The organism is Leifsonia sp. 466MF, assembly GCF_900100265.1.
In the GTDB taxonomy this organism is placed as follows: Bacteria; Actinomycetota; Actinomycetes; order Actinomycetales; family Microbacteriaceae; genus Leifsonia.
The window spans coordinates 2,083,058-2,097,198 of the sequence record NZ_LT629696.1 but is presented as its reverse complement, the minus strand read 5'-3'; the positions used below and the strand labels follow the sequence as shown (position 1 = coordinate 2,097,198).

Below are 14,141 nucleotides of genomic sequence, written 5' to 3'. Positions count from 1 at the left end.
GGGGGTCTATGAACAGGATCGCCGTTGTCCCTGGATCGTTCGACCCGGTCACCCTCGGGCACCTCGATGTGATCGAGCGTGCTGCCGGTCTGTGGGACGAGGTCCACGTCGTGGTGGTCCACAATCCGGACAAGTCGGCCCTGCTGCCCATCGCGCAGCGGGTGGCCCTGCTGGAGCGCTCGATCGAGGATGCCGGCATCGTCGGCAACATCGTCATCGCCTCCTGGTCGGTCGGGCTGCTTGTCGACTACTGCACCGACGTCGGCGCCCACGTGCTGGTGAAAGGCATCCGCTCGTCGGTCGACGTCGCCTACGAGACGCCGATGGCCATCGTCAACCGCCACCTGGCCGATGTCGAGACCGTCTTCCTGCTGCCGAACCCGGCGAACGCCCACGTCTCCAGCTCGCTGGTGCGTCAGGTGTCCGCGCTCGGCGGCGACGTGAGCCCGTACGTGCCGCCGGCCGTGCACGAGTACCTCCAAGAGACCTAGCCGGGGGAGTCATGAACAGTTACGCGACGCGCCAGCCCACCGAATCCTCCGTCGCGCCTGAGGAGGAGGCGGGGGATGTCACCCGCATGGACCTCGACGAGCTGAGGCGCGCCGCGGAGCAGATCACCGCCAATGTGGAGTCCGTCATCGACGGAAAGCACGAGGCCGTGCAGACCGCGCTGGTGGTGCTGCTGGCCGAGGGGCATCTGCTGATCGAGGATGTTCCCGGTGTCGGCAAGACCATGCTGGCGAAGTCTCTGGCGAAGTCGGTCGACTGCACGGTCAGCCGCATCCAGTTCACCCCGGACCTCCTGCCGTCCGACGTCACAGGCGTCTCGGTCTACAACCAGGCGGAGCGCCGGTTCGAGTTCAAGCCGGGCGCCATCTTCGCGAACATCGTCATCGGCGACGAGATCAACCGCGCGAGCCCGAAGACGCAGTCCGCCCTGCTGGAGTGCATGGAGGAGCGCCAGGTCACGGTCGACGGCTCGACCTATCCACTCGCTGCCCCCTTCATCGTGGTCGCCACGCAGAACCCGGTCGAGATGGAGGGCACGTACGCCCTGCCGGAGGCGCAGCGCGACCGCTTCATGGCCCGGATCGCCATGGGCTACCCGGACGAGGGTTCCGAGCTCGCGATGCTGACCACGCGGGATACGTCCAGTCCGCTGTCGCGCATCCGCCCGGTGGTCAGCTCCGACGAGCTGCGGGCCATGATGGTGACCGCTCGTGCCGTGTTCGCCTCGACGCCGGTCAAGCAGTACGCGGTCGACCTGGTGCGGGCCACGCGCGAGGACCGTGACCTGCGGCTCGGCGCGAGTCCGCGTGCCACGCTCCAGTTGATCCGTGCGGCGAAGGCGATGGCGGCTCTCGCCGGCCGCGATTTCGTCCTCCCGGACGACGTGGATGCGCTGGCCGTGCCGGTGCTCGGCCACCGGCTGCTGCCGACCAGCCGGGCGCTCGGGCACCACCACGAGAGTGCTCCGGTGATCGCCGACATCGTCCGGCGGATCGTCGCGTCGACGCCGGTGCCCGTCGGCTCCGGTTCTTCGGTCGGCGCCGGCGCAGCGGGCGCCACGGGACGCTGACATGCCCCCGGGCGGCCGTTCCTCGTCGCCGCTGAAGCGGCCGCGCCCGACCGCTCGCGGCTGGACGCTCGGCGCCGTCGGGGTGGTGGCGCTCGTCGCGTCGGCCGTCTTCGGGCGCACGGACGTGCTGTTCGTCGGGGTGTTCCTGACCGTGCTCCCGCTCGCCGCCATGATCTCCGTGACGGTGGACCGCCCCCGCCTGACCGTCACCCGCAGTTTCCATCCGGATGTCGTGGCGGCGGGGGAGAAGGCCACCATCGTCACGACGGCGCGCAATCAGGCGCCGCGCCCCAGCCCCGCAGCCCGATGGCGCGAGTCCGCTCCCGCCGCGGTCGGCGTGCAGGACTCCGCGCCGTTCCCACGGCTCGGTGCGCACCAGCCCGACGGCATGCTGGGCCGCGACACGGTCGTCCTCCGGCAGGATGTCGTCCCCGAGCGCCGCGGTGCGCATCCCATCGGGCCGCTGGTGGTGAGCCGCACGGACCCGTTCGCGATCGCATACGCCGAGTACGCGATCGGCCAGCCGCGGCAACTGCTGGTGACGCCGCGCGTCGTGCCGTTGTCGCGCGGCGAGCTGGATGTCGCCCACAGCGAGGGCACCGAGCATGAGCTGCTGCGCCACAGCATCCCGAGCGCCGACGAGCTGATCGCCCGCGAGTACCGGCCGGGCGACCCGCTGCGGCGCGTGCACTGGCGGGCCACCGCACGGCACGACCAGCTGATGGTGCGGCAGGAGGAGCAGCGCAGCAACCCCGAGGCGTGGATGCTGATGGACACCCGCCCGCTGCCCGCGCACGCGGAAGAGGCGGCCGACGAGTTCGAGACGCTGGTCGACCTGGTCGCCTCGATCGGCGTGCACCTGCTGGACGAGGGATTCGCGGTGAGCGTCGTCGAGACCGGCGACCGCCAGCTGTCCGGGCGCAGCGGCGCCGGACGGACAGGGACGATGGGCGCGACGACGGCGACCTACGACGTCGGGAGCGCCGACCGCATGCTCCTCGCAGACCTCGCGGCGGTCGAGACAAGTGTCACGGCCCGTGACGACGCGGTCGCCGAGCTCGGCGCCGGTCTGCGCCGGGCCGGTCGCCCGGTCCCCGTGTTCGCCGTGCTGGCCGGTGCGCCGCCCGCGGAGCTCGGCGCCCTCGCGGCCCTCCGTTCGATGGGCGACCCCGCGGTGGCATTCGTCGGCGCCTCCATGCCGACCGATACGGCCGAGGTGCTCGCGGACGCCGGATGGCTCTGCGTGACCTTCGCCGCGGGCGACGATCCCGCCGAGTGCTGGCAGCGTGCGCTCCGGCGACAGCGGGCGGGGGTGGTGGCGCGTGGCGACTGAGTCCGTGGCGTTCTCCGTCCCTCGCGTCGGTGTGCGACGGCGGGTCGGCTACTGGCGCATCACCGGAGCGCTCGTGCTGCAGGTTGTGGCGCTGAGTTATGCGCTGTCCGGCCTCATCCAGGGCATCGGATGGTGGTTCGCCTTGGTGGCGACCGCTTCGGCGGTGCTCGTCACCGGGGCGGGACTCCGCAGCCTCGGCATCCCGAGGGGCGTCGTCCCCGTGCTGCTGCTGGTGGAGTCGGCGGCGATCATGACCGTCGCGTTCGGTCGGGGGTCGGGCCTGCTCGGCATCATCCCCACGCCGACGACCGTGACCAACTGGATGCAGTACCTCCAGCAGGCCATGCTCTCCATCTACCAGCAGGGCACTCCGGCGGAGGCCCTTCCCGAGTTCCTGTTCCTCGTCGTCGGCGGCGGATGCCTGCTCGCGCTCATCCTCGACACGTTCGCCGTGGCCATCCGGACGCCCGCCTTCACCGCCATCGGCATCGCCGCGGTGCTGGTCGTGCCGGGAGCGCTGCTCGGCGACGGGCTCGACCCTCTGGCTCTGGCAGCGTCGGCGGCTGCGTACCTGTGGCTGCTGCGCTGCGACGTGCGCAGCAGACGCCCGGGCACACCGCGTCCGGGAGCCGCCCTGTCGGTCGGCGCCTCGGCCGTGACCATCGCGGTCGTCCTCGCCGGGACCGCGCCGGGCTTCGATCAGGGCGGTGCGACCTCCTTCACCGCCGGGGGGATCTCCATCGGCGGCACGGTCACGCCGCTTGTCGACCTCGGCAAGGACCTCCGCCGCCCCGCCGCGGTGCGCGCGCTCACCTACACGACGAGCGCTGCGAACGGGCAGTACCTCAAGCTCGCGTCGCTCGACCAGTTCACCGGCTCCGTCTGGAAGCACCGGGAGCGCGACACCAACCGGCTGAGCGATGGAGCCAAGATCGGACCGGTCGCCGGGCTCTCCGACACCGTGAAGACGACGAAGATCACGACGACGGTCGCGATCGACAACATGACGAGCCGGTGGCTGCCGGCCCCAGCGCCCGTCCAGTCGGTGAAGGGGCTCAACGGCACGTGGTCGTGGGATCCGGACGACCTCACGATCGGCGGCATCAACTCGACGACGCAGGGGCAGAAGTACACGGCGACCAGCCTCCTGCTCCAGCCGACGGCCGACCAGCTGAAGGCCGCGGGCGGCTTCGTCCCGGTGGAGGTGCAGCGCGACCTGTTCCTGCCGCCCAACCTGCCGTCGATCATCGAGGACACGGCGCTCACGGCGACGAAGGATGCGATCACCGAGTACGACAAGGCGGTCGCGCTGCAGGACTACTTCCGCGACAACAGCTTCGTGTACTCCACGCAGACACCGCTGAAGCAGGGATACGACGGCGACGGTGCGCGAGTGATCGCGAAGTTCCTCGAGGTCAAGAGCGGGTACTGCGTCCACTTCGCCTCGGCGATGGCGCTGATGGCCCGCACCCTGGGCATCCCGTCGCGCGTCGCGGAGGGCTACCTGCCCGGCGCGACCAGTGGAGGGACAGCGACCAACCCGGGCGAGTACACGGTGACGAGCGACGACCTGCACGCCTGGCCCGAGCTGTACTTCGCCGGCGTGGGCTGGGTGCCGTTCGAGCCCACGGTCGGCCGAGGGACGGTCCCGGACTACACCCGGCCGCAGACCGACCCCGCCGCGGCGCCCCCGAGCTCGGCCGCCACCTCCAGCTCCGCACCGCGGGCGCTCGTTCCGACCGACCCGGCCAACCCCGCCGGCTCGGCCACTTTCACACCGACATCGGGAGCCCAGCCGCTCGCGACCGGCATCGGCGTCGCCCTCCTCGTCATCGGCGTCCTGCTCATCCCCGCGGTGTGGCGCAGGATGCGACGGCGTAGACGGCTGCGCGAGCTGACCGACGAGTGGGGAGGGGCCTCCCTCGTCTGGGACGAGTTGCGCGACACCGTCCGCGATCTCGGCTGGACGGCGCCGCCGACGGAGACCCCGCGCGTGTTCGCCGGCCGGGTGGCCACCGCGGTCGCCGGCACGCCGGCGGAGGATGCGGTCCTCCGGCTCCTCGGCGAACTCGAACGCGACGCATACGGCCCGCCGACCCGCCGCTGGGCGGGCGGACTCTCCGACGACCTCGAGACGGTGCTGTCGGCCCTGGAGGCGCAGGCCGGCCCGGTGCTGCGGACGAAAGCGCTGCTCATTCCTGTGTCCTTGCTGCCAGCGGGCTGGCCTTCCGCCGTCCGTCCCCGTGGAGCGGCGTAAAATAGTCGCTCGTGACCCACAAGAACTCGCCGTACACCGTCAATGTGTACGACCTCATCCGCCGCCCAGGCACGATGCGCGAACAGCGCATCACCATCCCTGTCGCGGAGAAACTCGGCGAGGGCCTGATCAGCGTCCCGGAGGGCGAGACCATCGATCTCGACCTCCGGTTGGAGTCGATGCACGAGGGGATTCTCGCGACGGGCGACGCTCAGACGACAGCCATCGGCGTGTGCGGCCGCTGCCTGATCGACATCGAGCAACCTGTCCAAGTCGATTTCCAGGAACTTTTCGCGTATTCTTCTGACGAAGCTTTCGATCATGAGGTTCACGACGACCACGTGGATCTTGAACCTCTGATCAGGGATGCGGTAGTGCTGGCACTGCCGTTCCAGCCGGTGTGCCGGCCGGACTGCCCAGGTCTCGACCCCGAGACCGGGGAGAGGCTGGCGGATGTACCGGACCGCGAGCCGTCGCAGATCGTCGATCCGCGCTGGTCTGCGCTTGCGGCCTTCCAGGCTTCCGACACCGATGAACCCCGACCGAACACAGAGAAGAGATAGTCATGGCCGTCCCGAAGCGGAAGCAGTCGCGCGCCAACACCCACGCCCGTCGTTCGCAGTGGAAGGCTGAGGTCCCCACGCTCGTCAAGACGATCGAGAACGGCAAGGTCACCTACAGCCTCCCGCACCGCGCGAAGGTCGTCGAGGACTCTGCGGGCACCGCCCTCTTCCTCGAGTACAAGGGCCGCAAGGTCGCCGACGTCTGATCGTCGCTGACGATCGGTGAACGCTGTGGTCGGAGAGAACGCTGACCGCACAGCACTTCTGGAGAAGCTCGGGGTCGTCATCGACCCCGAGCTTCTCGAGCTTGCGCTGACCCATCGCTCGTACGCGTACGAGCACGGCGGCATCCCCAATAACGAGCGTCTCGAGTTCCTCGGCGACTCCATCCTGGGGCAGGCGGTGACGGTCAAACTGTTCCGCGAGAATCCGGACCTCGACGAGGGCGAGCTCGCCAAGCGGCGGGCCAGTCTGGTGAGCTCGGTCGCACTGGCCGAGGTCGCGCGCGGCATCGGCCTGGGGGAGTACATCCGGCTCGGCCGCGGCGAGAACCAGAGCGGCGGTCGAGAGAAGGCGTCCATTCTCGCCGACACGGTCGAGGCGCTCATCGGCGCCACCTACCTGGATGCCGGGGGCGACGCTGCGACGGCGCTCGTCCTGCGGCTGATCGAGCCGCTGCTCGACGACCCGGACCGCTTCGGCGCCGCCATGGACCCGAAGACCAGCCTGCAGGAGGTCGCCGCCCACCGCGGCGCCGGCCTGCCGGTCTACACGGTGACCAACAGCGGCCCCGACCACTCCAAGACGTTCCACGCCACCGTCGAGGTGGGCAGCCTCGTCACCGCCACCGGCGAGGGGACGAGCAAGAAGCAGGCCGAGATGGCCGCGGCGCTGAGCGCCTGGACGGAACTGACGAGACGACGTGCCCGAGCTTCCCGAGGTTGAGGTCGTCCGCGCGGGTCTGGCACCCGCGGTCACCGGTGCGACCATCCTCGGCGTCGAGGTCTTCGAGCCGCGGTCGCTGAAGCGCCACGATCCGGTCGCCGGGGCGTTCGAGACGTTGCTCACCGGACGGGTGATGGAGCAGCCGGTCCGGCGCGGCAAGTTCCTGTGGATCCCGCTCGCAGGCGTCCCGCGACGCGCCATCGTGGCCCACCTCGGGATGAGCGGCCAGATCCTCCTGCGCGAGCCCGGAACCGAAGAGGCCGGCCTGCTCCGCATCCGGCTCCACATCGAGCATCCTCTGCACGGCGAGCTGTGGGTGCACTTCGTCGACCAGCGGATCTTCGGGTCCATGGCGGTCGACGCGCTCGTCCCCACGGCGGACGGCGCGCCGGGTGGCCTCGGAACCGACGAGCCGCTCGTGCCGACACAGGTGACCCACATCGCCCGCGATCCGCTGGATCCCGCCTTCGACGACGCCGGCTTCGCCGCCGCGCTCGCCCGAAAGAACACCGGCATCAAACGCGCCCTGCTCGATCAGACCCTGGTGAGCGGCATCGGCAACATCTACGCCGACGAGGCGCTCTGGGCCGCGCGCATCCATTACGCCCAACCGGCGAACACGCTCAGCCGCGCGAAGGTGCGCACACTGCTCGCGGAGGTGCGCCACGTGCTCGAGAAGGCCCTCGCCGAGGGCGGCACCAGCTTCGACGCGCAGTACGTGAACGTGAACGGCGCCTCCGGTTACTTCTCGCACAGCCTCAACGCCTACGGCCGTCAGGGCCAGCCGTGCCCGCGCTGCGGCACACCGATCGTGCGCGAGCAGTTCATGAACCGCGGCTCGCACTTCTGCCCGCACTGCCAGCGGCTCCGACAGTCTCGGTCGGCGCCCGCAGCGAGTTGATCTCCGGAGCCTCCGCGCCCATCCCTCGGTCGATCAGCCGAGGGTCTTCTGCCAGTGCCCTGTCAGGGCGTGTGGGCGGAAGCCGAACGCGCGGTTGATCGCCAGCATCGGGTCGTTCTCGTCGGCGTTCCAGGTGAGGATGCGGTGGATGTGCGGAGCGCGCCGGCCGAGCTCCTGGATGTTCCGCAGCTTGACCGCGGTGCCCAGCCGATGGCCGCGGTGCGCGCGGGCCACGAGGGTGTCGTACTGCTCCGCCTTCGTGCCGTCGGCGGGGACCGCCAGCTCGGTGTACGCCGCGATCTCGCCGGTCGTCTCGTGCACCGCAGCCGTCACGAGCAGCGGCTCGCCGCGGGCGACGAGCGTCCGCTCCTGTGAGCGCACCCGTTCGCCGTCCCAGTCCTCCGGGTCCACGGCGATGCCGCTCTGCGGGATGTCGGTCGACATCCGGGCCTTCATCGCGGCGAACCGCTCCAACAGGTCCTCGGGTGCGGCACCCCACCACGACACCAGGCGGAAGCCGTTCAGTGTCATGGTCAGCCCGGCCTCGCGCTCCGGCGGGAGCGGAAGGTGCAGCTCGCTCGACCGCTCGATCTGGCCGAGCTGGTAGCCGTGGCGCAACGCGAAGCGCACATCCCGTGACGTCGCCGGCAGACCGGCTGTGCCCGCGGGAGCCCGCACCAGGCGGTCGGCGCCCTCCAGGGTCCGGATGGGGTGCTCGGTGTAGGTCGAGATGATCCGGCGGCCGCCCTCCGCGGCGAGCTCCTCGCCCTTCTCGAGCAGCGCGGAGCCGATCCCGCGACCGCGGAGCGCCGGGACGACGTCGACCAGCAGCGACACCGTCTCGGAGTCCTCGTCCAGCGGGAAGATCGCCTCGACACGGCCGACGATCACACCATCCTCGATCGCCACGAAGACGATCCGGTCCACGTAGTCCTGCTCACGATGGGCGGCCAGCGCCTGCTCGGCGGTCTCGACGAAGTCGTCGTCCCCCCACAGATCGACCACGATGCCGTTGAGGACGCCGACCAGCTCCTCGAAGGCGGCCGACCCGGGGGTGCCGAGCTCGTCGGGGATCTCCAGCCGGGTCACACGCATCCGATCGGACACCTCCTCGAGCCGTTCCACGCCGAAGGATCAGCCTACCCAGGCGCGGAGCACCGTGTGAAGGATCCCGCACGGTTTGGTTTCGATCGTGTAAATCTGCGTTCCGATCGTGGTTGCAAAACGTTGCGAGCCCTGTATTCTCAGCACACATATTCGTGGCACGAACCGGCGAAAACGGCGAGTTCGTGACGGATTAACGTCGAGAGGCAAGAGATGCTACGGAAGAAAGTCACCATCGGTGCGGCTGTTGCAGCGTCAGTCGCACTGTTCCTCGCGGGATGTGCGAACCAGCCGTCCACGGGAGGATCCACCAACGGCAATTCGTCGAAGGTCGACATCCCGGCGATCACGTCGGTCGATGTCCCCAAGGACGCGGTGCTCCCCGCGGGCGACGGAAAGGCCACCTGTCCTGCTGGCCTGACCATCGGCTACGTGGGTGCGGAGACGGGCCCGAACGCCCAGCTCGGTATCAACATCTACAACGGCATCCAGCTGGCCATCGACCAGCACAACGAGTCCAACAAGGGATGCCAGGTCGGCTTCAAGAAGTTCGACACCGAGGGCGACCCGAACAAGGCCACCGGTCCGGTGACCCAGGCCGTGAACGAGTCGGACATCGTCGGCGTCGTCGGCCTCCCGTTCTCGGGTGAGTCGAAGGCCACCGGCAACATCTTCGAGCAGCAGGGCCTCGTCCACATCACCCCGTCGGCCACCAACCCGGGCCTGACGCAGAACGGATGGAAGACCTTCTTCCGCGGCCTCGGCAACGACGCCGTGCAGGGTCCTGCCGCCGCGAAGTTCCTCACGGACAAGCTGGAGGCCAAGAAGGTCTACCTGGTCCAGGACGACTCCGACTACGGCATCGGCCTCGGCACCCAGACCTCGAAGGCGCTCGGCGACGCGCTCGTCGGCACCGACAAGGTGACCACCGGCCAGAAGGACTTCTCCGCGGTGATCTCCAAGATCATCAACGCGAAGCCCGACGCGGTCTACTACGCCGGCTACTACGCCGAGGGTGCTCCGTTCGACCAGCAGCTGGTCAACAAGGGCTACAAGGGCACGTTCGTCGGCCCCGACGGCGTGAAGGACGACCAGTTCATCAAGCTGGCCGGTGACGCGTCCGGCAACGCGTACTTCACCTGCCCCTGCATCCCGGGCGAGCTGATCCCCGACTTCGAGTCCGCCTACAAGAAGCTCGCGAACGCCGAGCCGGGCACCTACTCGATCGAGGGTTACGACGCCGCCACCGTCCTCCTCGCCGGCATCGACAAGGGCAAGACGTCCCGCGCCGACCTGCTGTCGTGGGTCAAGGACTACGACGCCGACGGCCTGAGCAAGCACTACAAGTGGGACTCCACCGGTGAGCTCCAGGCGCCGGCCGTCTACGGCTACAAGGTCGAGAACGGCAAGATCGTGCCGATCGGCACCATCGGCTGAGGCGACACCTGAAGGGTGCCGCGGGACACGACGGCCCGCGGCACCCTCGTTTTTCGACTACGCTCGCTTTGCTCGCCGGATCAACGAAGATCCGACACTGAACCCTGGATGCTCGAATGCTCGAAACCCTCCTCCTTCATCCCGCCCTCGACAGCTCCTGGATCAATTTCGACGTCAACGCGCTGGTCCAGAACTTCTGGAGCGCAACGTTCGACGGGCTCACCTTCGGCGCTGTCTACGGCCTCATCGCCGTCGGCTACACGCTGGTCTACGGTGTGCTGAACCTGATCAACTTCGCCCACTCCGAGGTCTTCATCGTCGGCGCCTACGGCGTCGTCGTGACCCTCACGACGCTCGGTTTCGGTCCGAGCGCGCCGAATCTGAGCGCCGGCGCCATCGTCGGGGACCTCATCCTGGCGCTCATCGTCGGTGTGCTGGCCTCGGCCGTCACGGCCTGGCTCCTGGAACGCGTCGCCTACCGGCCGCTGCGAAAACGCAACGCCCCACGCCTGGTGTTCCTCATCACGGCCATCGGCGCCTCGTTCGCGATCCAGTACGGGATCTTCCTGATCCGTGGCGCGAACGCCGAGCCTTCGGTGACCATGTTCATTCCGCAGCCCATCTTCGATGTGTTCGGGACGATCGTGAACAGCCAGCAGCTGATCATCGTCATCGCGTCGGTGATCCTCATGATCGCGACCGACTGGTTCATCCGACGCACCCGTACCGGCCGCGGTATCCGCGCGGTCGCGCAGGACCCGGACACCGCGACGCTGATGGGCGTGAACAAGGAGCGGATCATCCAGATCACCTTCATCACCGGCGGTATCCTCGCCGGCGCCGCGGCGCTGTTCTACGTGATGCTGGTCCCCTCCGGCGTGATCTACAACGGCGGATTCATCCTCGGCGTCAAGGCATTCGCCGCGGCCGTCCTCGGCGGCATCGGCAACGTCCGCGGCGCGCTGCTCGGCGGTCTGCTGCTCGGCGTGATCGGAAACTACGGCCAGATCCTCCTCGGTGACTCGCAGTGGACGGACGTCGTGGCCTTCGTGGTCCTCGTCCTGGTGCTGCTGATCAAGCCGAGCGGCATTCTCGGCACCTCGCTCGGAAGGAGCCGCGCATGAGCATGTCAGAAGGACCCAGGGTCCTGCCCGATGCTCGCGAAGAGCAGGCGGTCGACGCCCTCGAGGCGTCCCGCGGCAAGCGCAGCACCGGCCCGTTCGGTCAGCTCCGCGACCGCTGGAACAACCTCCCGCGCGCCGTGCAGTGGGCCTGGCTGCTCATCGTGGTGGCCCTCGCCTACGCCCTGCCGTACCTGAACTTCTTCCCGCTCTCCACCGCTCCCGGCAACGACTGGGCGCTGGCCTGCTTCTCGATGGCGGTCTACGCGCTCATCGCGATCGGCCTGAACGTGGTGGTCGGATACGCCGGCCTGCTCGACCTCGGCTACGTCGCGTTCTTCGCGGTCGGGTCGTACACGGCGGCGATGCTGACCAGCCCCGACTCGCCGTTCGTGAAGATCCCGTACCTGTGGACGATCCCGGTCGCCATCGCGGTGACGATGACGTTCGGCATCATCCTCGGTGTCCCGACGCTCCGGCTCCGCGGCGACTATCTGGCGATCGTGACGCTCGGCTTCGGTGAGATCGTCCGCATCCTTGCGACGATCATCCCGGCGATGAAGGGCCAGGTCGGCTTCCAGAACGTCGGCCACCCGCCGGGGGAGAACGCCGACGGCATCCCGATCTTCTCCAACTCCAACGGCGTGCCGTGGTACTGGCTGACGATCACCGTCATCATCGTGATCCTGCTGCTGGTCGGCAACCTGGAGCGCAGCCGCGTCGGCCGCGCCTGGGTCGCGATCCGCGAGGACGAGGACGCGGCGGAGATCATGGGCGTCCCGACCTTCAAGTACAAGGTGTGGGCGTTCGCGATCGGCGCCGGCGTCGGCGGCCTCTCCGGTGCGCTGTTCGCCGGTCAGGTCGGCTTCGTGAACAACCAGAAGTTCGACGTGCAGACCTCGATCCTGTTCCTCGCGGCCGTCGTCCTCGGCGGCGCGGGCAACAAGGTCGGCGCCATGCTCGGCGGCGCGATCGTGGCGTACATCCCGCTGCGGTTCACCGTCATCGCCGACTACAAGTACCTGATCTTCGGTATCGCCCTCGTGCTCATCATGATCTTCCGCTCGCAGGGACTGTTCCCGGCGCGGCAGAAACTGCTGGCGTATGGCAGGCATGCGTATCGCCGGGTGGCGGACGCAGCGAAGGGACGTCCGGGCCCGCGGACCGGGGCCACTCCGGTCGTCGACAGCGGGGCATTGGATGCGGATGGCAGCGCGAAGGGAGGCGCACGATGACGGATGCACAGAACACGGTTCCGGAGGAGGAGCCGGCCCTCGGCGTGAACGAGGACGAACTGGAGGCCGCGGGCATCGACCTGGAGGTCGCCGAGGCTGCAGCGCCCGACCGCGAGATCGCGGTCGAGGTCGGCGAGAACATCGTCGAGGTGCGCAACCTCACGGTGAAGTTCGGCGGCCTGACGGCCCTCGACGATGTCACCTTCGACATCCGCCGCGGTGAGATCCTCGGTCTGATCGGCCCGAACGGCGCAGGCAAGACGACCTGCTTCAACGCCATGACGGGCGTCTACAAGCCGACCAGCGGCGACGTGCTGCTGGAGGGCCAGACGATCAAGGGCCGCAAGCAGCACCAGATCACCCGGCTCGGTCTCTCGCGGACGTTCCAGAACATCCGGCTGTTCGGTGAGATGACGGCGCTCGAGAACGTCGTGGTCGGACTTGATGCGCGACACCGCACGTCGGTCCCCGGCGCGCTGCTGCGCCTCCCGCGGCACACGCGCGAGGAGAAGTCGTCGATCGAGCGCGGCATGGCCCTGCTCGAGTTCGTCGGCATCGCCGACCAGGCGGGCTCGCTGTCGCGGTCCCTGCCGTACGGCTACCAGCGTCGTCTGGAGATCGCCCGCGCGCTCGCGACCGACCCGAAGGTGCTGTGCCTCGACGAGCCGGCCGCCGGCTTCAACCCGGCGGAGAAGGAGGAGCTCATGGAGCTCATCCGCACCATCCGGGCCGACGGGTACACCGTTCTGCTGATCGAACACGACATGAAGCTGGTCATGGGAGTGACCGACCGGATCGTCGTGCTGGAATTCGGACGCAAGATCGCCGATGACACTCCGGAGGCCATCCGGAACGACCCTCGCGTGATCGCCGCCTACCTCGGGGAGCCCGAAGATGACGTTGCTTGAGCTGAAGAACATCAGCGTTTCGTACGGCCGGATCGAGGCCATCCACGACATGTCCTTCTCGGTCGATGAAGGCGAGATCGTCAGCCTGATCGGTGCGAACGGCGCAGGCAAGTCGACGACCATGAAGACGATCTCGGGCATCCTGAACCCGTCGAAGGGGTCCATCCTGTTCGACGGCGAGGACATCACCAAGATGAAGGCGCACATCCGCGTCGTCCGGGGCATCTCGCAGGCGCCGGAGGGCCGGGGCATCTTCCCGGGTATGACGGTCATGGAGAACCTCGACATGGGTGCGTTCGGCCGCAAGGACCGCTCGAAGATGGGCGAGGACTTCGACCGGGTGTTCGCGCTGTTCCCGCGACTCGCCGAGCGGAAGACGCAGGTCGGCGGCACGATGTCGGGTGGCGAGCAGCAGATGCTCGCCATCGGACGCGCGCTGATGTCGAACCCGCGGCTCCTGCTCCTGGACGAGCCGTCGATGGGTCTGGCGCCGCAGTTCATCCGGCAGATCTTCTCGATCGTGACGGAGATCAACAAGCAGGGCACGACGGTCCTGCTGGTGGAGCAGAACGCGAACCAGGCGCTGGCCCGCGCGCATCGCGGCTTCGTCCTCGAGACCGGCGTGATCACCCGTGCGGGCACCGGCAAGGAGCTCCTCGCCGACCCCGCGATCAAGGAGGCCTACCTGGGCGTCGCCTGACCCGCGCGTCCCACCCCCTCCCACCCCCGTCGAGTACACGAAAACTGCACGCCATCCG

Annotated in this window: 14 protein-coding genes; 13 read left to right on the top strand and 1 reads right to left on the bottom strand. The window is 68.8% G+C overall.

What is annotated here, in order from left to right:
- Positions 1 to 8: 8 nt before the first annotated feature.
- From coaD to mutM, 8 genes are read left to right on the top strand one after another with little or no spacing between them, the layout of a single operon-like run.
- Positions 9 to 491, top strand: a complete 483-nt coding sequence (coaD, locus tag BLR91_RS10010) for a pantetheine-phosphate adenylyltransferase (RefSeq protein ID WP_018190662.1) — start codon at positions 9 to 11, stop codon at positions 489 to 491.
- 11 nt (positions 492 to 502) lie between these two features.
- Complete coding sequence (locus tag BLR91_RS10005) at positions 503 to 1,579, top strand: AAA family ATPase (protein WP_020075006.1); 1,077 nt, start codon at positions 503 to 505, stop codon at positions 1,577 to 1,579.
- Between the two features lies 1 nt (position 1,580).
- Positions 1,581 to 2,912, top strand: a complete 1,332-nt coding sequence (locus BLR91_RS10000; RefSeq protein WP_089875457.1) for a DUF58 domain-containing protein — start codon at positions 1,581 to 1,583, stop codon at positions 2,910 to 2,912.
- Positions 2,902 to 5,169 carry a transglutaminase family protein gene (locus tag BLR91_RS09995; protein ID WP_231918878.1) on the top strand — a complete coding sequence of 756 codons (2,268 nt, stop codon included), beginning with the start codon at positions 2,902 to 2,904 and terminating at the stop codon, positions 5,167 to 5,169. The genes BLR91_RS10000 and BLR91_RS09995 overlap by 11 nt, the downstream gene beginning before the upstream one ends.
- A gap of 11 nt (positions 5,170 to 5,180) precedes the next feature.
- Complete coding sequence (locus tag BLR91_RS09990) at positions 5,181 to 5,732, top strand: YceD family protein (protein ID WP_089875459.1); 552 nt, start codon at positions 5,181 to 5,183, stop codon at positions 5,730 to 5,732.
- Between the two features lie 2 nt (positions 5,733 to 5,734).
- On the top strand, positions 5,735 to 5,938 hold the full coding sequence (gene rpmF / locus BLR91_RS09985; protein WP_018190667.1) for a 50S ribosomal protein L32: 204 nt from the start codon (positions 5,735 to 5,737) through the stop codon (positions 5,936 to 5,938).
- Between the two features lie 25 nt (positions 5,939 to 5,963).
- On the top strand, positions 5,964 to 6,677 hold the full coding sequence (gene rnc / locus BLR91_RS09980; RefSeq protein ID WP_089875460.1) for a ribonuclease III: 714 nt from the start codon (positions 5,964 to 5,966) through the stop codon (positions 6,675 to 6,677).
- Complete coding sequence (gene mutM / locus BLR91_RS09975) at positions 6,655 to 7,578, top strand: bifunctional DNA-formamidopyrimidine glycosylase/DNA-(apurinic or apyrimidinic site) lyase (RefSeq protein WP_089875461.1); 924 nt, start codon at positions 6,655 to 6,657, stop codon at positions 7,576 to 7,578. Before rnc ends, mutM begins: the two co-directional genes overlap by 23 nt.
- 33 nt (positions 7,579 to 7,611) lie before the next feature.
- Here mutM and BLR91_RS09970 read toward each other — a convergent pair whose 3' ends face one another.
- Positions 7,612 to 8,703: a GNAT family N-acetyltransferase gene (locus BLR91_RS09970; RefSeq protein WP_089875462.1), complete on the bottom strand. Its 1,092-nt coding sequence runs from the start codon at positions 8,701 to 8,703 to the stop codon at positions 7,612 to 7,614.
- Between the two features lie 192 nt (positions 8,704 to 8,895).
- Here BLR91_RS09970 and BLR91_RS09965 point away from each other — a divergent pair, with 192 nt between their 5' ends.
- From BLR91_RS09965 to BLR91_RS09945, 5 genes are all read left to right on the top strand, one after another.
- Positions 8,896 to 10,119, top strand: coding sequence for a branched-chain amino acid ABC transporter substrate-binding protein (locus tag BLR91_RS09965; protein ID WP_018190671.1), 1,224 nt, complete (start codon positions 8,896 to 8,898; stop codon positions 10,117 to 10,119).
- 116 nt (positions 10,120 to 10,235) lie between these two features.
- A complete protein-coding gene (locus BLR91_RS09960) occupies positions 10,236 to 11,243 on the top strand; it encodes a branched-chain amino acid ABC transporter permease (protein ID WP_018190672.1) in 1,008 nt (335 codons plus the stop codon).
- On the top strand, positions 11,240 to 12,475 hold the full coding sequence (locus tag BLR91_RS09955) for a branched-chain amino acid ABC transporter permease (RefSeq protein WP_018190673.1): 1,236 nt from the start codon (positions 11,240 to 11,242) through the stop codon (positions 12,473 to 12,475). Before BLR91_RS09960 ends, BLR91_RS09955 begins: the two co-directional genes overlap by 4 nt.
- On the top strand, positions 12,472 to 13,383 hold the full coding sequence (locus BLR91_RS09950) for an ABC transporter ATP-binding protein (RefSeq protein ID WP_018190674.1): 912 nt from the start codon (positions 12,472 to 12,474) through the stop codon (positions 13,381 to 13,383). Before BLR91_RS09955 ends, BLR91_RS09950 begins: the two co-directional genes overlap by 4 nt.
- Positions 13,370 to 14,083 carry an ABC transporter ATP-binding protein gene (locus BLR91_RS09945; RefSeq protein WP_018190675.1) on the top strand — a complete coding sequence of 238 codons (714 nt, stop codon included), beginning with the start codon at positions 13,370 to 13,372 and terminating at the stop codon, positions 14,081 to 14,083. The genes BLR91_RS09950 and BLR91_RS09945 overlap by 14 nt, the downstream gene beginning before the upstream one ends.
- Positions 14,084 to 14,141: the final 58 nt, after the last annotated feature.